This is a genomic window from Mycobacteroides franklinii, from assembly GCF_001853795.1.
In the GTDB taxonomy this organism is placed as follows: Bacteria; Actinomycetota; Actinomycetes; order Mycobacteriales; family Mycobacteriaceae; genus Mycobacterium; species Mycobacterium franklinii.
Window position 1 is genome coordinate 962540 of record NZ_MLIK01000019.1, and the last position, 21817, is coordinate 984356.

The following is a 21817-nucleotide window of genomic DNA, read 5'->3' on the forward strand; positions in this document are numbered from 1 at the left end:
TGTAGACCTGTGCCGTGCATCATGCAAGAGGGGAGAGCGCATGCCGGCCACTTCGCCGCCAACGGCTCGAGTGATACGAATCGTCGAAATGCTCGCAACGGCAACGCAACCCAAATCGGTAAGCGAAATCGCCGCGACCACCGGTATCTCCCGGGCCACCGCGACCGCCGTGGTGAACGAACTCGAGGCGGCAGGCTGGGTTGCGCGCGATGATGAGCTTCGGTATCGCATTGGCGCGTCATTACCGCGTGCGGTCGAGACCACGATGCCCCGGGAGATCCAGGATCTACTGGCCCGCATCGCCGGGGAGGCGCAGGCCGGGGCAACGGTCAGCCGTATCAGCGCGAAGGCGTTGACCATTGTCGCCAAGGCGCAGGCGGGGCGCCGTGCGGTCACTGGATTCGGTGTAGGCCAGAGCATTCCGCTGGCCTTCCCCGCGGGATCGGCCGTCATGCCGTGGCGCTCGGCGGAGGAACGCACGCAGTGGCTCGGCACCGCGCGAGGGTTGAGCGCACGTTCCGGCCAGCGACTCTTGCAACAGGTTTCCGACTGCGGGTATGTCGTATACCGCCCCGACCACGACGACACCGGAATGGTCGACCTGCTCTCGGACCTGCTCGGTTCGGTGGGCTCGGAGGTGATGGAGGCGGCACTGCGCGAACGGCTACTGCGGCAGCTGTCCCGTCTCACCTCGCGCCCCTATTCACGCGATGAACTGGCATCCGACGAAGTACTGCCCATCAGTTATCTGGCGGCCCCCATATTTGCGGGTGTCGACGCCGCCTACGAGCTTCAGTTGGGCCCGTTGTTGCCCAAGGCAACCCGCGTGGTGCGGGAAACACTGATCGCGACGTTGACGCGGGGTGCTCGCGAGCTTTCCGGGCTGCTGGGAGAGCGATGACTCCGAGCTAGCGTTGTTCGATCAGGATGGTGGGGACCGCCAGCGTGCGGTCTTTGACGGTGGCGACCCGCGTTCCCGGCTTGTGTCCGTTGCGGATATCACTGAGGGTGACATCGGCCTTCTGCAGGCGAGCGCACGAGGCATCGATATCGGCGGTGCGCCAGGCGATTCCCCACAGCGAGTCCGGGCCGGACGGATCGTCGTCGCGCAGCACCACCTCGACCACCAACCCTGCGCACCGGAAGAACAGTTGGTGCACACCCCATGACTGCATGCGATCCAGGCGCAGGTCGAAGCCGAGTCGTCCGCACAACGTCGCGATGATCCTGTCGCGGTTGGGAGAGAACAGCACCAGGTGATCTATTCGGCTGCTGTCGCCGTCCGGCGGTGCGGACGGCGCCGGACGTTCGGCCAGCCCCAGGGTCAGTCCGTGGGCCTGCCCCGTCGCGAGGTCGGCATGTGAAGTCAAGGTGAGGCCGCGGCGATCGACCATCCGCGTTACGGACGGTAAGTCTTCGACGCGAAACAGCATCCCGGGGTGCGATGCCCATTCGGGTAGTCCGAGGTGTAGCTGGGGATGCGGCGTGGAGGTGCCGAACAGCCGCGAGTAGGCGGCCTTTGCCTCAGCGAGATTTGGGACGTCCAGAAGCACCGAGTCCAGTTCGGTGATCATCAGAAAACTTCCTCCCTGCCGGACCGGGGTCCGTTTAGGCATACTGGCAATATGCGCTTCCAGCTTCTGGACATTGTCTTCTACTTGCCCAACCCCGCGACGGGGGCGCTGGCGCCGGCGGCCGACCGCCTGAACCGCGTGGTCGAGACCGCGGTGTTGGCCGAGAGCCTGGGCTTGGATTCCTTCGCAGTCGGGGAACGGCATGCGGGAGACGTGCTGTCCTCGGCGCCCACGGTGCTGCTCGGAGCGGTGGCCGCCGCCACCGACCGAATCCTGCTGTCCACCGGTGTGACGGTGCTGTCCCTGCTCGATCCGGTGCGCGCGGCCGAGGACTTCGCCACCATTGACCAACTGAGCCGCGGGCGGTTGGAGATCGTCATCGGCAAGGGCAATGAGGACCGCCAGTACCCGTTGATGGGTCTGGATATCACCAAGCAGTACGAGTACCTGCAGGAGAACTACGAGCTGCTGCGGCGGCTGCTGCGCGAGGAACATGTGGACTGGACGGGCCTGCACCGGCACCCGCTCGCCGACGCGACCACACTGCCCCGGCCGTATGACGGACCGTTCCGAATCTGGCACGGGTCGGCGACCTCGACGTTCGCGGTTGAGCTTGCCGCCAAGTGGGGCGACCCGATAGTCACCGCAAATGCCTTGCAGCCCAAGGAGAATTACCAGGTCCTCATCGACAGATATCGCGAGCTGTATGCGCAATACGGACATGATCCGGCCCAACTGCATGTGGGAGCCGGCTCAGGCGGCCTGTACCTGGCGGATACGACCGAACAGGCCATCGCCCAATATCGGCCCATTTACGAGGCGCGCCTGGCGCAGATGGCGAAGCTCAAGGACCATCCGAAGGCCGTCGGAAAGTTCCCCTCTTTCGAATCCATCGAGGATGCGGCAGATCGCGGGCCGGTGCTCGCCGGTTCGCCGGAACGGGTGGCCGAGAAGATCATTGAATGGCACGAGGCATTCGGCCACGAGTTCCAATCGATCTCGTTGAGTCCCGAGGCCGACTTCGAGGAACAGAAGGACACCCTGCGCCGATTCGCCGAAGAGGTTGTCCCGTTGGTGAAGGCCGAGGTCAAGTCCACGCTATGGGGCCCGCACGATACGCGGCGGGCCAAAGGATTCACCGCCGCCTGAAGGGCACCTGTCAGATCCGACCCGGACGATTCATCGGATTCATGGGGCTGGCGGGGTTGGCCGGGTTGTTCGGGTTCAGCGGGCTGGCGGGGTTGGCCGGGTTATTGGGATTCAGCGGGCTGGCCGGGTTCGCGGGGTTGTTCGGATTCATGGGGCTGGCGGGGTTGGCCGGGTTGTTCGGGTTCAGCGGGCTGGCGGGATTCGCGGGGTTACTTGGGTTCAGCGGGCTCGCGGGGTTCGCCGGATTCGACATGCTGTTCGGACCGTACGGACCAACGTTGCAGACCGCATTCGCGTTGCCGATGCAATCAGCGGGGTTGAACGGGTCTGGGTCTGCCGGATCCGCGCTCACGAAGGGCGTGGCAAACATCGTCAACGCGGCGAATAGCGCGCCAGTGGCCATCGACTTGAGCATTTAGCCAGCCTAGCAAGCTCATTGGGCCCCTCTCGGGGAATCGATCATGGCACTGGGTAGCGGGTAGACGTGCCCGTCCTTGCCCAAAACTAGAACATGTTCTAACGTCGAGCGAAGTGCCTGATCGGCGACCATTCATTGAGGAGCGCGATGCCTGATCCATTCGACCCGCTGCACGGGTCCATCAATTCCGGGCACCTGCTGGTTTCAGCCCTCAAGCGGAACGCGAACGCCCCCGCATTGGTGCTCGGCGACGTGACCCTCACCGGTGCGCAAATGGCCGATGAGATCAGCAAGTACATCCAGGCCTTCACCGCCCTGGTGCCCGAATCCCCGGAGGGACAATCGGATGGGCAGGGCATGCTGGCGCTCAACCGTCCCGAGGTGCTGCTGGTGATCGGCGCTGGGCAGCTGCTTGGCACCCGCCGCACTGCCCTGCATCCGCTGGGCTCGCTCGATGATCATGCCTACGTGCTGGCCGATGCCAAGATCACCACGCTCGTCATCGACCCGACTCCACAGTTTGTGGAGCGGGCCGCGGCGCTGGTGGAGAAGGTGCCGACACTGACTCGTGTGCTCACGCTCGGACCGGTTCCGGCGGAGCTGGCGCAGGTCGGACATGACCTCGTCGCGGCGGCCGCGGAGTTCGAAGCCAGGCCGCTGGTGCCGATCAACCTGTCGCCGGATCACATCAACGGCCTCACCTATACGGGCGGGACGACCGGCAAGCCCAAGGGTGTCATCGGCACCTCGCAGTCCATCCTCACCATGACCCAGATTCAGCTGGCTGAATGGGAATGGCCGGAGCGCCCCAAATTCCTTATGTGTACTCCGCTTTCGCATGCCGGCGCCGCCTTCTTCATGCCGACCCTGATGAAGGGCGGCTCGATGGTGGTGCTGCCCAAGTTCGACGCGGGCGCCGTGCTGGCAGCGATCGAAGAGCACAAGATCACCGCCACCATGTTGGTGCCGTCGATGATCTACGCCCTGTTGGATCACCCGGATTCGCATACCCGCGACCTCTCCTCGCTGCAGACCGTCTACTACGGCGCCTCGGCCATCAACCCCGTGCGGCTGGCTGAGGCCATCGAGCGGCTCGGGCCGATCTTCGCGCAGTACTTCGGCCAGTCCGAGGCACCCATGGTGATCAGTTACCTGGCCAAGGGCGACCACGATGCCAAGCGGCTCTCCAGCTGCGGGCGGCCTTCGGCGTTCCTGCGTGCCGCGCTGCTCGACGAGAACGATCGGCCGGTCAAGCAGGGCGAGCCTGGCGAGATCTGTGTGGCCGGACCGCTGGTGGCGGGTGGTTACTGGGGCCTGCCCGAGCAGACCGCAGACACCTTCAAGAACGGCTGGTTGCGCACCGGCGATATCGCACGCGAGGACGAGGACGGCTTCTGGTTCATCGTCGACCGCACCAAAGACATGATCGTCACCGGTGGCTTCAACGTCTTCCCACGTGAGGTGGAAGACGTTGTCGCAGAGCATCCCTCAGTGGCGCAGGTCGGCGTCATCGGGGTGCCCGACGAGAAATGGGGCGAAGCGGTGACCGCGATCGTGGTGCTGCGTGCCGATGCTTCATCCGATGAGGCGGCGGTCTCCAAGATGACGTCCGAGATCCAGTCCGCGGTCAAGGAACGCAAGGGCTCGGTGCAGTCGCCCAAACATGTGATCGTCGCCGACTCATTGCCGTTGACGGCGCTGGGCAAGCTCGACAAGAAGGCCCTGCGCCAGAAGTACGCCACGGTCTGAGTCTTTCGCTCATGCCAGGAGCGCTCGGGCACTGGTGTGGATGAATTCGCGCAGCCACGGTGCCGGCTCGCCCTTATCGGGGAGATGGCGGCGCACCGCGGCATAAGGCATGTCGATCAACGCGAACATCACCTTGTCGATTGATTCGACAGTGACTTCGCCGCACCGACGCTCGGTGTACTCGCGCAGCGCCTTTCGTACACGGGAATTCAACGAGGTGAGCTCGGCGGCCAGAGTGTCGGGCCAGTGCGCGACCAAATCGGCCTTTTCGTACTGCAACAGCAGCAGCGCCTCGTTGCGATGTGTCTTTGTCCATTCGAAGGCGTGGTCGATCGTCGCGGCGAGGGCGTCGTCGGGATCGGGCAGGCCCAGCGCCGCGAGTATCCCGTCTTGATAGCGCGCGATCGAGCGCAGCCAGAGGCGGGCCATGAGCTCATCGCGGCTGGAGAACCGGTGATAGATCGAACCCGACGGGGCACCGAGAGCCCGCCCGATGGCCGTGGCGGTGGCGGCCGACGGTCCGCCGGCGGCCACCAAGCCCAGCGCCGCGTCCAAAATGTCGTCCGCGGTGTACTGCGGCTTACGCCCCACGCTGTCGGACCATGCTCGTGCCCTGCGCGACAGCGACCAGCTTGGTGGTCCCGTCGTGGTCCTCGATGGAGATCTCGCAGCGGCCGAGGGCCTTGGTGCGCCCCGCGCTGACCAGGGAGGCATCGGCGAGAAGGCGCGCGCCATCACGTGCCGGTGACACGTATTCGATGGTGTAGCCGCTGGTCACTATGTCGGCGCCGAGTCCGAGGCCGCATGCATAGGTGATGGCGTTGTCGGCGAGATAGCTCAACACTCCGCCGTGGATGAATCCGCTCTGCTGGCGCAGCTCGTCCCGGATGTCGAGCGAGAGCTGGATTCCGGAGTCGTCGAGCCGGGTGATCGATGCCCCGAGGAGACGGCTGAACGGCTGTGCATCGAGAACCTGTTGTGCCTGGTCAAGAGTGATCACAATATTAGAGAATAGCCGCTAATAACTGCATGGGCGAGCGTGCATATGATGTAAGGCGCAGCTGGTCTGCTGATGGTGGCCCGGGTTAATCCGGACCGGTGTCAGCATCGAGTGGCGGGCCCTTCGGGGTCTGGCATGAGAGGGAACCCGGTGAGAATCCGGGACTGTCCCGCAGCGGTATGCAGGAACGATCGCCGTCTTACGCACTGGGGTATGCACTCGGCCAATCACCGAGGAAGCCTGGGAAGCGACGGCCCGTAGGAAAACCTGAGCCCGGGTAATGCCTGTAAGTCCGAAGACCTGCCAGTTGTGTCGGGTGCGCCGCATCCGGCGGATCATCGCCTCGCGGAATGGGCGTATGGCCGAATCGGTTTCAACCAGCACAATGCGTGCTGGTTACTCGGGCTCGGCTTGCTTGTCCTGGGCGGTGGCCACAACGCCGTAGACAGAGGACAGCATGACCACTCAACCATTGAAGGCAACCACGCTCGGTTCGGCGCGCATCGGCCCGCGTCGTGAGCTCAAACGGGCTACCGAAAGCTACTGGGCCGGACGCACCAGTCGTGAAGAGCTGGAGAATGTCGCCGCCGGGCTTCGGCGCGACAACTGGACCGCCCTGGCGGCCGCCGGGCTCGACTCGGTTCCGGTGAATACTTTCTCGTACTACGACCAGGTGCTGGACACCGCGGTGCTGCTGGGCGCACTCCCGCCCCGTGTCGCCGGTATCGCCGACGATCTCGATCGGTACTTCGCCGCCGCACGGGGCAACGCCGAGGTGACCCCGCTGGAAATGACGAAGTGGTTCGACACCAACTACCACTACCTGGTGCCGGAGATCGGGCCGGACACGAAGTTTGAGCTCAACCCGGCCAAGTTGTTTGGCGAGCTGAAAGAGGCTCAGGCACTCGATATTCCGGCGCGTCCGGTCGTCGTTGGGCCGATCACCTTCCTTGCGCTGAGCAAGTCGGTCGATGGCGCCGGTGCGCCCATCGAACGTCTCGACGATGTTGTGGCGTTGTACGAGCAGCTGCTGGTGCAGCTTGCCGAGGCCGGCGTCACCTGGGTTCAGATCGACGAGCCGGTCCTTGTTACCGACATCCTTCCGAATGGCCCTGAACTGGCCGAGCGGGTGTATGGCCGTCTCGGGACGGTGGCCGATCGCCCCGCGATCCTGGTGGCCACCTACTTTGGTGACCTGGGGGCGGCTCTGCCCGCACTGGCGCGTACCCCGATTGAGGCGATTGCCGTGGATCTGGTCTACGGGTCAGCCTCCGCTGTGGCATCGGTGCCGGAACTGGCCGGTAAGACTCTGGTGGCGGGCATTGTCGATGGCCGCAACATCTGGCGCACCAACCTGCAGTCGGCGTTGAGCACGCTTGCCTCGCTGCTGGGAAGTGCGGAGTCGGTCGCGGTATCCACGTCCTGCTCCACACTGCATGTGCCTTACTCGCTGGAGCCGGAAACCGAGCTCGACGACCAGCTGCGCAGCTGGCTGGCTTTCGCCGACGAGAAGGTCAAGGAAGTCGTCGTATTGGCGCGGGCGCTGAGCGAGGGCCGCGAGGCGGTCGCCGATGAGATCGCCGAGTCGAACGCTGCCGTGGAGTCACGCAAGACCGACCCGCGTCTGAACAATGGTCAGATTCGTGCCCGGTTGGATTCGATTCTGGCGGAAGGTATTTCGCGTGGTGATGCTGCCGAACGCCGTCGCAGTCAGGACGAGCGGCTCAAGCTGCCCGAGCTGCCGACGACGACCATCGGATCCTTCCCGCAGACCGTTGAGATCCGTAAGGCCCGTCAGGCCTTGACCAAGGGCGAGATCGACGACGCGGAGTACGTGCGGCAGATGCGTGCCGAGGTCGCCGATGTCATTGCGCTGCAGGAGAAGCTGGGCTTGGACGTGCTGGTGCACGGCGAGCCGGAACGCAACGACATGGTGCAGTACTTCGCCGAGCAGCTGGACGGCTTCTTCGCCACCCAGAACGGCTGGGTGCAGTCGTACGGCAGCCGTTGCGTTCGTCCGCCGATCCTGTACGGCGATGTGGCGCGGCAAAATCCGATGACCGTCGAGTGGGCCACCTATGCGCAGTCGTTGACCCCGAAGCATGTCAAGGGCATGCTGACCGGCCCGGTGACGATCCTTGCCTGGTCGTTCGTGCGTGACGATCAGTCCTTGGGAGACACCGCAAATCAGATTGCCCTGGCGATCCGGGACGAGACGGTGGACCTGCAGAACGCAGGCATCGCCATCATCCAGGTGGATGAGCCCGCACTGCGCGAACTGCTCCCGCTGCGTGATTCCAAGAAGCAGGCGTACCTGGATTGGGCCGTCGGTGCATTCCGTCTGTCCACCTCGGGTGTGTCCGATGCGACGCAGATCCACACGCACCTGTGCTACTCGGAGTTCGGTGAAGTGATCGGTGCGATCGCTGATCTGGATGCCGATGTCACCTCGATCGAGGCGGCACGTTCGCACATGGAGGTACTCGACGATCTCAACGCGATCGGGTTCTCGAACAGCGTCGGACCGGGTGTCTATGACATCCACTCGCCGCGTGTTCCGTCGACCGAAGAGATGGCGACTTCGCTGCGTGAGGCGCTGAAGGCCGTCCCGGCTCAGCGCCTTTGGGTTAATCCCGACTGCGGTCTGAAGACCCGGAAGGCTGACGAGGTAACTGCCTCGCTGGCCAACCTGGTGGCCGCAGCGACCGAGGTGCGTGCGGGCGTCTAGTTCCCTACGAGCGCGCGAGCAGTCCCCTTCGCAGGGGACTGCTCGCGCGTGAATTTAATCGGTGTATAAACCATTAGCGAGACTAATCGGAGGTCCCCTGGTGTCCATGAATACCGTTGCGTTGGAGCTGGTGCCTCCCAACGTCGAGGGCGGCCTCGAGCGGGCAGCGGAAGAACTGCGGAAGCTGCGCCAGTTCTCGGCGGAATTCGGCATTGACGAGCGGATCGATCACGTCATGATTCCCTCGATGATCGTCGAAGACAGCGACCGGCCGCTGGAGATGAAGCCCAAGCTGGACGTCGTCGACTACTGGTCGATCATCCGGTCAGAGGTCCCCACCATGCGAGGGCTGTGCACGCAGGTCACGTCGTTCTCGGACGAGACGTCGCTGCGTGGCCGGCTGACCGACCTGACCGGCGCCGGCATGGACGGGGTGATCTTCGTCGGGGTGCCGCGCACCATGAGCGACGGCGACGGCGAGGGCATTCCGCCGACCGACGCACTCTCGAAGTTCGATGACATCGTCGAGAATCGCGGAGTCATTCTGATCCCGACCCGGGCCGGGGAGCAGGGACGGTTCTCGTTCAAATGCGATAAGGGCGCGACCTTCGCCATGACGCAGCTGCTGTACTCCGACGCGGTAGTCGGCTTCTTGCAAGAGTTCGCGCGGACCTGTGATCACCGGCCGGAGGTCTTGCTGTCGTTCGGCTTCGTGCCGAAGCTGGAAACCAAGGTAGGGCTCATCGATTGGTTGATCCAGGACCCCGGCAACGAGGCTGTCGCCCGCGAACAGGACTTCGTGAAGTCGCTGGCCGCCTGTGAACCCGATGCCCGACGGCCGCAGCTCGTGGACCTCTACAAACGAGTCATCGACGGCGTCGCCGAGCTGGGCTTCCCATTGAGCGTGCACTTCGAAGCACCGTACGGACTTGCCCGGCCCGCCTTCGAGACGTTCGCGGAGATGCTCGGGTACTGGTCACCGGCGCCTGTCGCCTCCTAAGTCAGGCGCGGTCGCGGGTAATTCCGTTGACCGTGCGGTAGGGCTGTCTGAGACTGATCGCATGGAACCCGTTGAATTGCAGACGGACCGGCTGGTGTTGCGAGCCGTCGCCGCCTCCGACGAGGCGGCGATTGTCGAAGCGTGCAATGACGCAGAGGTTGCGTACTACCTATCGTTACCAGTGCCGTACACCGTCGATGACGCGAAGAATTTCATCGCCAAGTCGGCGCGGGAGTGGGTCGAAGGCACCCGATATGGCTTCGGATTCTTTCTCGGGGAGACGGATGAACTCGCCGGTACCTGTGCGCTGAAGTCTGTAACGCCCGGCGTGTTGGAAGTCGGATACTGGTCCGCCGAGCCGCATCGCCGCAAGGGGCTTACCGCCGAGGCCGTTCGGCGACTGTGCCAGTGGGGGTTTGAGGCACTGGGCGCCCATCGCATCGAGTGGTGGGCCGTCGTCGGCAACGATGGATCACGGGCGGTGGCCGAAGCGGCGGGTTTCGAGATGGAAGGGCTGCTGCGCCGCCGTTCGTATCGGCGGGGCGAGCCTGCCGACTGGTGGGTGGGCGGGCTACTGCCGCCGCTTGAGTGAGGGTGTTGACGCTTGGCGTGATGCTGGCTAACCTTGCGCTCGGTACACCGGGTCCGGCGCCTTCGTGCTCCGTCCGTCTAACACCCGGTGCGTTACGTGATCAACAAAGTTCCCATTCGGAACGAATCTCTTGTTTACCTTGGCATTTCAAACTGGGAGTATCAGTGCTGCGGCAGGACTCCCGAAATAGGTCAGTCTGTCGATTGGCAGGTACAAGCCGCTCCTGAGCGGAACGGCTACTTACTTGCGGCGGCATCGGCCGTCATCTGGGACAAAGATCGCGCGATCATCAGGTTCCCGTACGGTTGCGCCGGTTGGGATCCTCAGTTCGGTGATCCTGCTCAGAGACTGGTAACCCTTTGGGCCACATGGCATGAGAGTACGAGCTGGCCTCGTCTGGTCGGTGTCGTGGAAGAGGTGTACGACGTGTCGGCCGTGACGTTCCTGGACGAGTCCGGCTGCGTGCGTTGTCGGCCGTCGTCATTCCAATACAGGTCAGTGGAACTCGCTACGCGGTGGCCGGAAGAATCCTGGTGCGGAGAACCGGGTCGTCGTGTCATCTCGGGGTGTGTAGTGGGGCTGCGCGTGATGTCGGTGACAGAGCCAACAGACAGTGACGCGGAGGCATCGCCTCAACCATGACGAGTGTGCGGTTTGTGTCGAAAACCAGTGAGTTATCGACACAAACCGCACACTCGCGGGCTGATTCAGGAGGCCAGTGAGCGCTGGGGCTTGCCGGAATAGTCGCTCAAAGGACGGATCAGTGCGTTGGCCGCGGACTGCTCCATGATGTGAGCGGTCCATCCCGTGATCCGGCTCATCACGAAAATCGGTGTGAAACTGGGGATATCGAAACCCATCAGGTAGTACGCGGGACCGGTGGGGAAGTCCAGGTTGGGCTTGATTCCGGTGGCCGCGTTCATCTCGGCCTCCAGCACCTTGTAGATCTCCAACCACTTACGACCGTCGCGGACTCGGGCGACGTCGCCGAGGGCCGCACGCATCGTCGGCACCCGGGAATCGCCGTTCTTGTACACCCGGTGACCGAAGCCCATGATCTTCTCTTTGCGGGCGCGCTTGCCCTGCAACCACTCCGAAGCCTTGGAGGCGTCGTCGATCTCGATCATGTCATGCATCACGGCCTCGTTCGCGCCGCCGTGCAAGGAGCCCTTCAGTGCGCCGATGGCCGCGGTGACCGCACTGTAGATATCCGACTGAGTCGAGGTGACCACCCGTGCGGCGAACGTCGATGCGTTGAAGCTGTGCTCGGCGTACAGGATCATGGACTGTTCGAACGCCGTGACGATGACCGGGTCGGGCACCTCACCGAAGCACATCCGCAAGAAGTTCGCCGAGTAGCCCAGATGGCTGTGTGGCTGAATCGGGCCCAGCCCGCGACGGCGGCGCATATCGGCCGCGACGATCGTTGGCAACACCGCGAACATGCGAAGCGACTTGGCGTAGTTGGCATCCGGTGAGCTGTCGTCCTCCGAAGGATCCTCGGCGCCCAGGAAACTGATGGCGGTACGCACGACGTCCATGGGGTGGCAGGTCTCTGGCAATTTGGCCAGCAGCGCCATCAATGAGCGGTCCACGCGACGCTGTGCGCGTTCGCGTTGATTGAAGAGCGCGAGTTCGCCGTCACTCGGCAGCTCGCCGTGCCACAGCAGGTAGGCGACCTGCTCGAAGCTGCAGTTGGCGGCGAGCTCCTGCACCGGATATCCCCGGTAGGTCAGCGAGTTTGTCTCGGGGACGACCTTGGAAATCGCGGTGGTGTCCACCACGACGCCGGCAAGACCCTTGTGAATGGTCGGTGTTGCGGTAGTCATCATTGACCTCCATTGAGACTGAAGTTGAAGATCTCGGTGTCGAACTGGTTGTATTCGGAGTACCGGAGCAGCTCGTAGAGACGGCTGCGGTGCTGCATCTGGTCCAGCAGCCCCGACTGTGTTCCGGCGGTATCGATTTCACGCAGTCCCTGCTCGACTGCGAACATCGCCAGGCGCAGGGTCGTGACGGGATAGATGACGACGTTGTATCCGACCTCACGTAGTTGCCCGGCCGTCACGAGGTCGGACTTCCCGAACTCGGTCATGTTGGCGAGCAGCGGAACATCCACTGCGGCACGGAACTTCTCGAACTCGTCGATAGTGCTGAGTGCCTCAGTGAAGATGAGATCTGCACCCGCATCGGCATAGGCCTTGGCGCGGTCGATGGCTGCGGGCAACCCCTCGATGCCCGCAGCATCGGTGCGGGCGCAGATCACGAAATTGGGGTCGCGCCGGGCCGAAACCGCCGCGCGCAGCCGCCGCACCATCTCGGCGGTCTCCACGACGGCCTTACCGTCAAGATGCCCGCAGCGCTTCGGATTTACCTGATCTTCGAAGTGGCATCCGGACAGTCCGGCATCTTCGAGGACGGTCACCGTGCGGGCCGCGCTCATCGGCTCTCCGAAGCCGGTGTCGGCGTCGATGAGTGTGGGCAGATCGCTGACCGTGGCGATTTGACGGCCACGGGCCGACACCTCGGTGAGCGTCGTCAGACCGATATCGGGAAGCCCGAGGTCGGCGGAGAGTACCGCGCCCGAGACGTAGATGCCCTCGAAGCCGATCTCTTGAATCAGCTTGGCCACCAACGGTGAGAAGGCGCCGGGGAAGCGAAGCAGCTCACCGGAGGACAAGCCCGCCCGGAACGCGGCACGCTTGGTGGCCGCGTCCGTGGCGGAGGCAAGAAGTGAACTCACTGGAAAATCCCGTCCGGGGTCGTCGGTGCCTTGTCCAGAACCACGGCGTCCACAAGTGGGTTGAGCTCGCTGAGCGATCCGGGCTTGAGATTGGCCAATCCCTGTGCCACCGAGAGGAATCGCTCCTGCTCTTGCGGCTCGATGACGCCATCGGAGAGCACCGTGAACTTGTTGACGTAGTTGTCACGGGCGAAGGGACGGGCCCCCAGCGGGTGCGCATCGGCGATCGCCAGTTCGTCGGTGATCACCTCACCGTTCTTGAGGGTGACGACGGCCTTACAACCGAACGCCTTGTCGTCGGGGTTGCTCGAGTGGTAGCGCCGGGTCCACTCGGGGTCCTCGACCGTGCTGATCTTGTTCCACAACTCGATGGTCTCGGGACGGTGAGCACGCTCCGGGGCGTACGAGCGCTCGTGATGCCAGGTGCCGTCCTCGAGCGCGACGGCGAAGATGTACATCACCGAGTGATCCAGCGTCTCGCGCGAGGCATCGGGATCGAACTTCTGCGGGTCGTTGGATCCGGTACCGATCACCACGTGGGTGTGGTGACTGGTGTGCAGCACGACGGTGGCGATCTGTGAAAGGTCACCGATGCGGTCACGGAGCCTGCGGGCCAAGTCGATGGGTGCCTGGCTTTGGTACTCGGCGGAGTGTTCCTTGGTGTAGCTGTCCAGGATGGCGCGCTTCTCCTCGCCGGGACCGGGTAGCGGCACCTCGTAGACCTTCTCGGGACCACCGAGTAGCCAGGCGATGACGCCGTCCTCGCCTTCCCAGATGGGGGAGGGCGCACCCTCGCCACGCATCGCGCGGTCGACGGCTTCGATCGCGACCTTGCCGGCCCATGCCGGGGCGTACGCCTTCCAGCTGGAGATGAGCCCCTTGCGGGACTGCCGGGTCGCGGTCGTGAGATGCAGCGCCTGTCCGATGGCCTGGTAAATCGTCTCGGTGTCGAGCTTCAGCATGGTGCCCAAACCGGCGGCCACGGAGGGACCCAGGTGTGCGACGTGGTCAATCTTGTGTTCGTGCAGGCAGATTCCGCGGGTCAGGTTGATCTGCGTCTCGTAGGCCGTGGCCAGGCCGCGAATCAGGTCGTTGCCGCCGATGCCGAGCTGCTGCGCGACGGCCACCAGTGGGGGAATGTTGTCCCCGGGGTGGGAGTAATCGGCGGCCAGGAAGGTGTCGTGGAAGTCGAGCTCACGTACCGCTACGCCGTTGGCCCAGGCGGCCCACTCGGCGGAGTACCCACCACCGATGCCGAAGACGTTGGCGCCGGTCGATACCGCATGTGCCTGAGCCTGGCGCCGCGCCACGGTAACGGGACGACGGATGACGGAGGCGGCGCTGACGGCGGCGTTGTCGATGACCCGGTTGATCACCATGGCCTCGGTGTCGGCGGAGACGGCGACGGGGTCTGCGGCGACCTCGGCGATCTTCCAGGCGAGGTGTTGGTCGCGGGGGAATTCGTCGGCGCTGCGGCGGGTGCGTACGGAGTGAACGTGCATGATCCGCACATTACGCACGGTTTTGAATGATCAAAAGACCATGTAAATGTGTATTTCTGTATCCTTAGTTCGCACATCTTGCAAACATTGCGAATGTGCGTGGAGTTATCCTGACGCTATGTCCAGACCGTTCGCCGGAGTGCGGTTGCGGAGGTTGCGCGAGGAGCGTGGCCTGACGCAAGCGGCGCTCGCACGTGTCCTGGACCTCTCGACGAGTTACGTCAATCAGCTGGAGAACGACGCCCGCCCGGTGACGGTCGCGGTCCTGCTGCGGCTCACCGAGCGCTTCGATCTGTCGCCGCACTACTTCTCGCCGGACTCCGATGCCCGGCTCGTGGCGGATCTTGGCGAGATATTCACCGAGGCGGCGGTCGGTGAGGTCAGCGACCTGCAGCTCGAAGAGCTGGTGGCGCGTATGCCGTCGGTGGGGCAGACCCTGGTTGGTATGCATCGCAGGCTGCGGGATGCCACCGCGGAGCTGGAGAGCTATCGGGCCACCGAGAATGCCGCAACGATCGGCGACTCGATACGGGAGCCCATGCGCCCCATGCCTTTTGAAGAGGTGCGTGACTTCTTCTACGACCACAAGAACTATCTGGGCGAACTCGATACCGCCGCGGAAGACCTATTCGAGCATTACGGGCTGCATATCGGCGGGCTCGATGTCCAGCTGGCGACGGTCTTGAAACAAGATCACGGCATCGCCGTCGCGGTGGATAAGGGTGGGTCACTGTCGGATTCGTCGAAACGTCGATTCGATGGGGACGCTGGGGTGCTGCGCATCGCGCATTGGCTCACTCCCGGTCAGCGCGCCTTCCAAATGGCTACGCAGCTCGCATTGCTGACCCAGACCGAAACCATGGCGGCGATCCTCTCGGGTGCCGAGCAGCTGAGTCCGGAGGCCATCGGCGTGGCCCGCATCGGGCTGGCCAACTACTTCGCCGGTGCTTTTCTCCTGCCGTACAAGCAATTTCATCATGCGGCCGAATCCAGTCGGTATGACGTCGATATTCTGGCCCGCCAGTTCGAGGTCGGGCACGAGACGGTATGCCACCGTCTGTCCACCCTGCAACGTCCCTCCATGCGGGGGGTCCCGTTCATCCTGGTGCGTACCGATCGCGCCGGGAACATTTCGAAACGTCAATCCGCCACGGCATTTCACTTCTCCAGGGTGGGCGGAAACTGCCCACTGTGGGTGGTACACGAAGCGTTCTCGAGTCCTGGGCAGTTTGTCACCCAGGTGGCCGAGATGCCCGATGGCCGCACCTACTTCTGGGTCGCGCGCACGAGCAGCACGTCCACGGGCGGGTTCCTCAGCACCCCAAAATCATTCGCCATCGGCTTGGGTTGCGATATCGCCCACGCGCACCGGCTGGTCTACTCGACGGGAATCGCGATCGACGATCCGTCGACCGCTGTGCCGATCGGCCCGGGCTGCAAGGTGTGTGTGCGTGAATCGTGTGCCCAGCGAGCCTTTCCTTACATCGGCCGCAGTGTTCACGTCGACGAGGACGCCAGCAGTCGCCTGCCTTACACCTGACGGTTGTGCCGCAGGATCGTCGGCGCGGCGGCGATCAACGCGACCAGCTGGATGACGCCGACGACGGCGACGAGCATGGGGATCGATACGCCGTACAGGTAGCCGGTCAGCGCACCACCGATGGCGGTCGCCGTGCCGAGCACGGCCGCGTACACGCCGTATGCGGTGGCGCGTCGCGGAGCCGGTACCAGATCGGCGACCACCGCACGCAGGGTCGATTCCTGGATACCCACGGCCGCGCCCCACAGCAGTGCACCCAGGACTATGCCCAGTAGGGAATCGGTGAATGCCAACATCGGCACGGCTGCTCCGACAAGGGGAAGAGCCACGAGGGATTTCGGTCCGACACGGTCGTACGCCCATCCGGATATCAGGGCGGCGATCGCATCGGCGGCCATGGCAGCGGCGTACACAATCGGTACCGCCGCTACCGGCAGAACCCCACGCTCCACCATGTGGAAGGACAACACCCCGAAGGTCGCGAACCCGATCATGGTGATCGCGGTGAAACCGGCATACAGCCAAAAGGGAAGTGGGAGCGCAAGCTTTCGGGCCGGGGTGGTTGCGTCGTCGGTGTGGCCGGCGTCTTCGTATCGCTCGGGGTGCGGTACCCGTCGGCGCAGCCAGAACAGCAGGACAAGTGTCGCGACTCCGGGGATGGCCAACACGGCGAACGTGGGCAGATAGTTCACGTGGGTGAGAGCGAGCATGCCCGCGACGAGGAGCGGGCCGGTGATGGCGCCCACCTGGTCCATGGCCTCATGTACCGCGAATCCCTTGCCGCGGCCGGTAACTGAGGTGGCATGTGACAGCAAGGTGTCCTTGGCCGGGCTGCGTACCGCCTTGCCGACACGTTCGGCGATCACCAATGTGGCGGTCACCCACAGCACGCTGGACACACCGAGGAACGGCACGGTGATCACCGTCAGTGCATAACCGGCGATGGTCCACGTCCAGAACATCCGGGTGCGGTCCGTGAGCGGACCCGATACCAGACGCAGTGCGAGTGCCGCTGCCTCCCCGATTCCGGTCACCACGCCGACGACGAGCGCACTGGCCCCGAGCGATGCCAAGAGTGGTCCGGTGATGGAGCGTGCGCCCTCATAGACGATATCGGCGAGCATGCTGATGACGCCGAAGGTGGTGACGAATCGCCAAGCTGAAAAACGTTGTGGCACAGCCGGTGAATTTAGCCGATCCATTGCTTGACCTGCTCGGCGATCCAGGCCCCGTCGTCGAGGGGAATGTCGTGCCCGGCGCTGGGATGCGTCGCGATGAGGGCGCGGTGCGTGTCGGCGATGGTGCGTGATGCAGCGGAGCTGACGATCCGGTCGTGTGTGGAGGTCAGCACCAGCAGCGGTGTGTCGATGCGCCTGGGCATCGGGAAGGTGATGGCGGCCCAAATCTGACGGGCGATGCTGGCGCTCGACGGACGCTGGGTCTGTAGGTAGCCCGCCCAGCGTCGGGAGAGTAGGTCGAGATCGAGATCGGGGTTGTTGGCCGACTGCGCCAGGATGGCGCGCTCACGTGGCGCGTCGGCGCGGAACCGTCCGAGTAGCAGGTTGGGTATCGACGACGGCAGGAATCGCTGCCATACCGGCGTCGAGGCGGTGCTCGAATTGATAATGACGGCGCGCTCGAAATCCTCTGGGTAGCGTGAACACCAATCGAGTCCGATCATGCCGCCGAGGGATATGGCGAGCAGTGACCACTTTTCCTCGCGGCGGTCGAGGCGTGAGCGGATGTCGTCCGTGATCGCCGAGATAGATGTCGGAGAGATGCGGTTGAACTCGGTACCGAATCCCGGCGCGTCGAGACATTCCACCTGTATCCCAAGGGATTCGGCGAAAATCTGAGGGAATTGTTCCCAGTGGCGCTTCTCGCGGCTCAGGCCGCGCAGCAGCAGCCACCGTGTCATCGTTTGATGCCCACAGTGAGGCGGTCGAACTCCACGAAGGGAAGGGTGAAGGGATGATGCACGGGTCGCTGCACGGCGACCTCGAATCCCGCGTCCTCGAACATCTGGCGCATCTCGGCCTTGGACGGCACGCTCGCGGGCACGCGATCACCGAATACCCGCCGCAGGATGGGTGCCGACGCGTGGTCCGGTGTGAACGTCGTGATCGCCGTGAACCCGCCGGGAGCCAGCACGCGATGGAACTCGGCGAGAGCTGCGGGCTGGTCAAAGAAATGGAAAGCAGACGTCGAGACCACTGCGTCCAATGAGCCGTCGCCGAAGGGCAGCTTCTCGGCCGGGGCGAATTGCCAGTCGACCAGCGACGAGCGGACCTTTGCCTGGGCCAGCATCCCTTCAGACATGTCGACCCCGTGCACCTGTTCGGGCTCGAGTTCCTGCTGAATCCGCGTCGCCAGAATGCCGGTACCGCAAGCGATATCCACAATCCGCTGGGATTGGTGCTGACGCAGCTGCGCAATCATCTCGTCCTGTGCGGGGCGGTACACCCATTGTTGTAGCGGCGCCCAGTCGTACGCTCTGGCGGCGCGACCCCAGAACCGCGTCACCTGGTCGTTGAAGGCACGCCGTTGGACGGGGGATGGGCCGTTCGAGTGAAGGCCATCAGCAGTCGTCATGGGCACAAGGTACGCCAGCAACCAGGGGGTCGCCAGGTGGGTGCATTCACTCTGCGGTGATGGTGACCCGGTCCGGGTAGAACGCCAGATGGCGGGCGATCTGGGCGACTGCCGGGAATGGGTCCTCATACGTCCAGATGGCGTCTTCGATCGTTCCACCGGGTGTGCGCACCGAGTAGTAGGAGGCCTCGCCCTTGTACGGGCAGTAGGTATGGGTATCGGTGCGCTGCAGCACCTCCCAATTCGCCGCGTCCGGTGGGAGGTAGTACACCGCCGGGTAAGTGGACTCCTGCAGCCGCAGGGCGTTGGTGGAGTCGGCGACAGAGACATCGCCCGCGGTGACGACGACGTGTGTGTCCGAGGGTGCGATGTCGATCGGATGGTCCGGGCCGGGAACCAAATGCGGCCTGTCGAGGGTGGACATGTTTCCGAGGGTAGGCCCATTTCGGGTGTGCGCAATGGGGCTATGGCTAGTCTTGCCTGCTTCTGGGGCGTCGAACGGCTGTACCGCTTCAGTTTCTAGCCGACACCGGGCCCCAGGGCGCTAGGGTCTGCGACATGGCTGTTGACGTTGATCGCACTGACCCCGACGAGCTATTCGGTATCGACGCGTTGCTCAGCGATGAGGAGCGCGCCATCCGCGACAGCGTGCGTGCACTGGTTCAGGCGCGTGTGGTGCCGAACGTGCAGCGCTGGTACGAGCACGGTGACCTACCGGTGCGCAAACTTGCGTTGGAGCTGGGCAAGATCGGTGTGCTCGGCATGCACCTGCAGGGCTATGGATGTTCTGGAACATCCTCTCTTGCATATGGATTGGCGTGCATGGAGCTGGAAGCCGGAGACTCGGGGATCCGTTCGCTGGTCAGCGTGCAGGGGTCTTTGGCGATGTACGCCATCTACGCCTACGGGAGTGACGCTCAGAAACAGAAGTGGCTGCCCCGGATGGCGACCGGCGAGGAGCTGGGATGCTTTGGCCTGACCGAGCCCGACTTCGGATCCAACCCCGGCGGCATGCGCACCCATGCCCGGCGTGACGGCAACGACTGGATTCTCAACGGCACCAAGATGTGGATCACCAACGGGTCCATCGCCGATGTCGCGGTCATCTGGGCGCAGACCGACGAGGGCGTCCGCGGCTTCCTGGTCTCGACCGATTCGGCGGGATTCAATGCCCAGACCATCCACTCCAAGATGTCGCTGCGTGCGTCGGTGACTGCCGAACTCAGTCTCGTTGATGTACGGGTGCCGGAGAAGAACCGGCTGCCGCTGGCGATCGGGCTCAAGGCCCCGCTGTCGTGCCTGAACGAAGCGCGCTTCGGCATCATCTTTGGCTCCATGGGCGCTGCCCGTGAATGTCTGCGCACCGCACTGGAATACGCGCTGACCCGGGAGCAATTCGACCGCCCGATCGCAGGCTTTCAGCTGACCCAGGAGAAGCTGGCCAATATGACGCTCGAGTATGGCAAGGGATTGCTGCTGGCGTTGCATCTGGGCCGTCGTAAGGACACCGGCACGCTGGTCACCCCGCAGGTCAGCCTGGGCAAGCTCAACAATGTGCGCGAGGCCATCGAGATCGCCCGAACGGCCCGGACAATCCTTGGTGCCAACGGCATTTCGGGCGAGTATCCGGTGATGCGACATGCCAACAACCTGGAATCGGTGCTGACCTACGAGGGCACCAGTGAGATGCACACGCTGGTGATCGGCCAGGCACTGACCGGGATCGCAGCGTTCCGGTAGTCACTCACCCGAACGCCGACACGCCGCCTAGTTGCGGAATCGTGCGATACGAATCCGCCGCCAGACGGCGTGTCGGGGAAGAGAAGTGGATCAGTACTTGCCGAGGGCGATCGCCACGTTGTGGCCACCGAACCCGAACGAGTTGTTGACCGCGTACTTGTAGTCGCCCTTGCGGGGCTCCTTGCTGACGATGTCGAGATCGATCTCCGGATCCGGCGTCTCGTAGTTGAGGGTGGGCGGAATGATGCCTTCCTGCAACGACTTCACCGTGATGATGGCCTCGACGGCACCGACCGCGCCGACGGAGTGCCCGAGGGCACCCTTGGGGGCGTAGACCGCGGCGTGCTGCAGGCCGGACTTGTGAATGGCCCTGCCCTCGGCGACGTCACCGACACTGGTGGCGGTGGCGTGCGCGTTGACGTGGTCGATGTCCTTGGCGTCGAGCCCGGCGGTCTCCAGAGCCCGGTTCATGGCCTTCGCGGCGCCGATACCGTCCGGATGCGGTGCCACCACGTGGTATCCGTCCGACGTGATACCCGCACCGAGAAGCCGCGCGTAGATGCGCGCGCCGCGCGCCTTGGCGTGCTCCTCGGTCTCGATGACCATGAGCGCGCCACCCTCGCCGAACACGAAGCCGGTGCGGTTCTTGTCGAACGGCCGCGATGCCCCGGCAGGGTTGTCGTTGTCGGTGGACATCACGATGCGCATGTTGGCGAATGCGGCAATGGGTGCGGCCTCGATGGCGGCCTCGATACCACCGCAGATGGCGATATCGGCGTCGCCGTAAGCGATCTGACGCCAGGCGTGCGCGATGCCCTCGTTACCGGAGGCACACGCCGACACCGGGGTGATGACACCACCGCGCGCCTTGCGCTCCAGCCCGATGACGGCGGCCGGACCGTTGGGCATGAACATCTGAACGGTAAGAGGCGAAACGGCTTTCGTGCCCCGGGCGCGCATCTCGTCGTAGGCCTCGACCAACTTCTCGCCGCCGCCCAGGCCGGTGCCCACGGAAACCGTCAGGCGCTCCAGATCGATGTCCTCGGGTGCACCCGCGTCTTCCCAGACCTGACGGCCCAGGATCGCGGCCAGGCGCTGAACATAGGACAGGCGGCGAAGCTCGATCTTCGTCATGTCCTTGTCGAAGTCGCGGACCTTGAGGTGCCCGCCGATCTTCACCGGCAGGTCGTACTGAGCGACGAAATCGTCGTCGAGTACGCGAATGCCGCTCTCGCCGGCGAGTAGCCCCTTCCAGGTGCCCTCGACATCGGGTGCGATTGACGTCGTCATGGCCATGCCGGTCACGACGATGTTCGGAAAGCCGCCATTTGCGGTAGATGGTTTGGTCACTGTCGACATCCCCCCATGGACATGTACGTGGCACGCACGTTCTATCCCCTTTCGAACTCTGCTCTGAGCTATCTGCTAGCCCGAATTTTAGTGAGTTGTCTGCTAGCGAACTCCGGCCGGGTAGGTTGCCAGACGGATTC

20 protein-coding genes, 1 pseudogene and 1 riboswitch are annotated in these 21817 nt (G+C 64.0%); of the genes and pseudogenes, 9 read left to right on the forward strand and 12 right to left on the reverse strand.

Annotated elements, in window-relative coordinates; all coding sequences use genetic code 11:
- The first annotated feature begins 40 nt into the window (after nucleotides 1-40).
- A complete protein-coding gene (locus tag BKG76_RS12415) occupies nucleotides 41-901 on the forward strand; it encodes a MarR family transcriptional regulator (protein WP_083338024.1) in 861 nt (286 codons plus the stop codon).
- A gap of 7 nt (nucleotides 902-908) precedes the next feature.
- On the opposite strand, the gene BKG76_RS12420 is transcribed toward BKG76_RS12415, so the two are convergent.
- A complete protein-coding gene (locus tag BKG76_RS12420) occupies nucleotides 909-1574 on the reverse strand; it encodes a VOC family protein (protein WP_070937904.1) in 666 nt (221 codons plus the stop codon).
- A gap of 51 nt (nucleotides 1575-1625) precedes the next feature.
- Between BKG76_RS12420 and BKG76_RS12425 the strand changes: the two genes are divergently transcribed.
- On the forward strand, nucleotides 1626-2723 hold the full coding sequence (locus BKG76_RS12425) for an LLM class flavin-dependent oxidoreductase (protein WP_070937905.1): 1098 nt from the start codon (nucleotides 1626-1628) through the stop codon (nucleotides 2721-2723).
- A 10-nt stretch (nucleotides 2724-2733) separates the two neighbouring features.
- Here BKG76_RS12425 and BKG76_RS25325 read toward each other — a convergent pair whose 3' ends face one another.
- Nucleotides 2734-3138 carry a hypothetical protein gene (locus BKG76_RS25325; protein ID WP_083338025.1) on the reverse strand — a complete coding sequence of 135 codons (405 nt, stop codon included), beginning with the start codon at nucleotides 3136-3138 and terminating at the stop codon, nucleotides 2734-2736.
- 150 nt (nucleotides 3139-3288) lie between these two features.
- On the opposite strand from BKG76_RS25325, the gene fadD8 reads away from it, so the two are divergent.
- The gene (fadD8, locus tag BKG76_RS12435; RefSeq protein WP_070937906.1) at nucleotides 3289-4890 is read left to right on the forward strand and encodes a fatty-acid--CoA ligase FadD8; all 1602 of its coding nucleotides are present in this window, start codon (nucleotides 3289-3291) and stop codon (nucleotides 4888-4890) included.
- Nucleotides 4891-4899: 9 nt separating this feature from the next.
- On the opposite strand, the gene BKG76_RS12440 is transcribed toward fadD8, so the two are convergent.
- Both BKG76_RS12440 and BKG76_RS12445 read right to left on the reverse strand, forming a co-directional pair.
- The gene (locus BKG76_RS12440; protein ID WP_070937907.1) at nucleotides 4900-5481 is read right to left on the reverse strand and encodes a TetR/AcrR family transcriptional regulator; all 582 of its coding nucleotides are present in this window, start codon (nucleotides 5479-5481) and stop codon (nucleotides 4900-4902) included.
- Nucleotides 5471-5890, reverse strand: coding sequence for a PaaI family thioesterase (locus BKG76_RS12445; protein WP_070937908.1), 420 nt, complete (start codon nucleotides 5888-5890; stop codon nucleotides 5471-5473). Before BKG76_RS12445 ends, BKG76_RS12440 begins: the two co-directional genes overlap by 11 nt.
- A 95-nt stretch (nucleotides 5891-5985) precedes the next feature.
- Nucleotides 5986-6212: riboswitch (cobalamin riboswitch) on the forward strand.
- Nucleotides 6213-6347: 135 nt separating this feature from the next.
- On the opposite strand from BKG76_RS12445, the gene metE reads away from it, so the two are divergent.
- From metE to BKG76_RS24440, 4 genes and pseudogenes are all read left to right on the forward strand, one after another.
- Nucleotides 6348-8618 carry a 5-methyltetrahydropteroyltriglutamate--homocysteine S-methyltransferase gene (gene metE / locus BKG76_RS12450; RefSeq protein WP_070937909.1) on the forward strand — a complete coding sequence of 757 codons (2271 nt, stop codon included), beginning with the start codon at nucleotides 6348-6350 and terminating at the stop codon, nucleotides 8616-8618.
- A 100-nt stretch (nucleotides 8619-8718) separates the two neighbouring features.
- Nucleotides 8719-9618: a mycobacterial-type methylenetetrahydrofolate reductase gene (locus BKG76_RS12455; RefSeq protein WP_070937910.1), complete on the forward strand. Its 900-nt coding sequence runs from the start codon at nucleotides 8719-8721 to the stop codon at nucleotides 9616-9618.
- A 61-nt stretch (nucleotides 9619-9679) separates the two neighbouring features.
- Entirely contained in the window at nucleotides 9680-10210 is a 531-nt protein-coding gene (locus BKG76_RS12460) for a GNAT family N-acetyltransferase (protein WP_070937911.1), read from the forward strand.
- An 87-nt stretch (nucleotides 10211-10297) separates the two neighbouring features.
- A pseudogene (locus tag BKG76_RS24440) lies at nucleotides 10298-10837 on the forward strand (DUF6578 domain-containing protein); the annotation flags it as partial.
- 80 nt (nucleotides 10838-10917) lie between these two features.
- Here BKG76_RS24440 and BKG76_RS12465 read toward each other — a convergent pair.
- Genes BKG76_RS12465 through prpD form a run of 3 tightly spaced genes read right to left on the reverse strand, consistent with a single transcriptional unit; the run spans nucleotide 10918 to nucleotide 14455 of the window.
- A complete protein-coding gene (locus BKG76_RS12465) occupies nucleotides 10918-12039 on the reverse strand; it encodes a bifunctional 2-methylcitrate synthase/citrate synthase (RefSeq protein WP_070937912.1) in 1122 nt (373 codons plus the stop codon).
- Nucleotides 12039-12953 carry a methylisocitrate lyase gene (prpB, locus tag BKG76_RS12470; protein ID WP_070937913.1) on the reverse strand — a complete coding sequence of 305 codons (915 nt, stop codon included), beginning with the start codon at nucleotides 12951-12953 and terminating at the stop codon, nucleotides 12039-12041. Before prpB ends, BKG76_RS12465 begins: the two co-directional genes overlap by 1 nt.
- Nucleotides 12950-14455, reverse strand: coding sequence for a 2-methylcitrate dehydratase PrpD (gene prpD, locus BKG76_RS12475; RefSeq protein ID WP_070939178.1), 1506 nt, complete (start codon nucleotides 14453-14455; stop codon nucleotides 12950-12952). Before prpD ends, prpB begins: the two co-directional genes overlap by 4 nt.
- 118 nt (nucleotides 14456-14573) lie before the next feature.
- Here prpD and BKG76_RS12480 point away from each other — a divergent pair, with 118 nt between their 5' ends.
- Nucleotides 14574-15995 carry a short-chain fatty acyl-CoA regulator family protein gene (locus tag BKG76_RS12480; protein WP_070937914.1) on the forward strand — a complete coding sequence of 474 codons (1422 nt, stop codon included), beginning with the start codon at nucleotides 14574-14576 and terminating at the stop codon, nucleotides 15993-15995.
- Here the strand turns inward: BKG76_RS12480 and BKG76_RS12485 are convergent.
- Genes BKG76_RS12485 through BKG76_RS12500 form a run of 4 tightly spaced genes read right to left on the reverse strand, consistent with a single transcriptional unit; the run spans nucleotide 15986 to nucleotide 19011 of the window.
- Nucleotides 15986-17197, reverse strand: coding sequence for an MFS transporter (locus BKG76_RS12485; RefSeq protein WP_070937915.1), 1212 nt, complete (start codon nucleotides 17195-17197; stop codon nucleotides 15986-15988). The genes BKG76_RS12480 and BKG76_RS12485 overlap by 10 nt on opposite strands.
- Nucleotides 17185-17913, reverse strand: coding sequence for an alpha/beta fold hydrolase (locus BKG76_RS12490; RefSeq protein ID WP_070937916.1), 729 nt, complete (start codon nucleotides 17911-17913; stop codon nucleotides 17185-17187). Before BKG76_RS12490 ends, BKG76_RS12485 begins: the two co-directional genes overlap by 13 nt.
- On the reverse strand, nucleotides 17910-18587 hold the full coding sequence (locus tag BKG76_RS12495; protein WP_070937917.1) for a class I SAM-dependent methyltransferase: 678 nt from the start codon (nucleotides 18585-18587) through the stop codon (nucleotides 17910-17912). The genes BKG76_RS12490 and BKG76_RS12495 overlap by 4 nt, the downstream gene beginning before the upstream one ends.
- Nucleotides 18588-18633: 46 nt before the next feature.
- Nucleotides 18634-19011, reverse strand: a complete 378-nt coding sequence (locus BKG76_RS12500) for a DUF427 domain-containing protein (RefSeq protein WP_070937918.1) — start codon at nucleotides 19009-19011, stop codon at nucleotides 18634-18636.
- 134 nt (nucleotides 19012-19145) lie between these two features.
- On the opposite strand from BKG76_RS12500, the gene BKG76_RS12505 reads away from it, so the two are divergent.
- Complete coding sequence (locus tag BKG76_RS12505) at nucleotides 19146-20327, forward strand: acyl-CoA dehydrogenase family protein (protein WP_070937919.1); 1182 nt, start codon at nucleotides 19146-19148, stop codon at nucleotides 20325-20327.
- A 90-nt stretch (nucleotides 20328-20417) separates the two neighbouring features.
- Here the strand turns inward: BKG76_RS12505 and BKG76_RS12510 are convergent, their stop codons facing one another.
- Nucleotides 20418-21677 (reverse strand): KasA/KasB family beta-ketoacyl-ACP synthase, encoded by a 1260-nt coding sequence (locus BKG76_RS12510; RefSeq protein ID WP_070937920.1) that lies wholly within the window; start codon nucleotides 21675-21677, stop codon nucleotides 20418-20420.
- Between the last annotated feature and the right edge of the window lie 140 nt (nucleotides 21678-21817).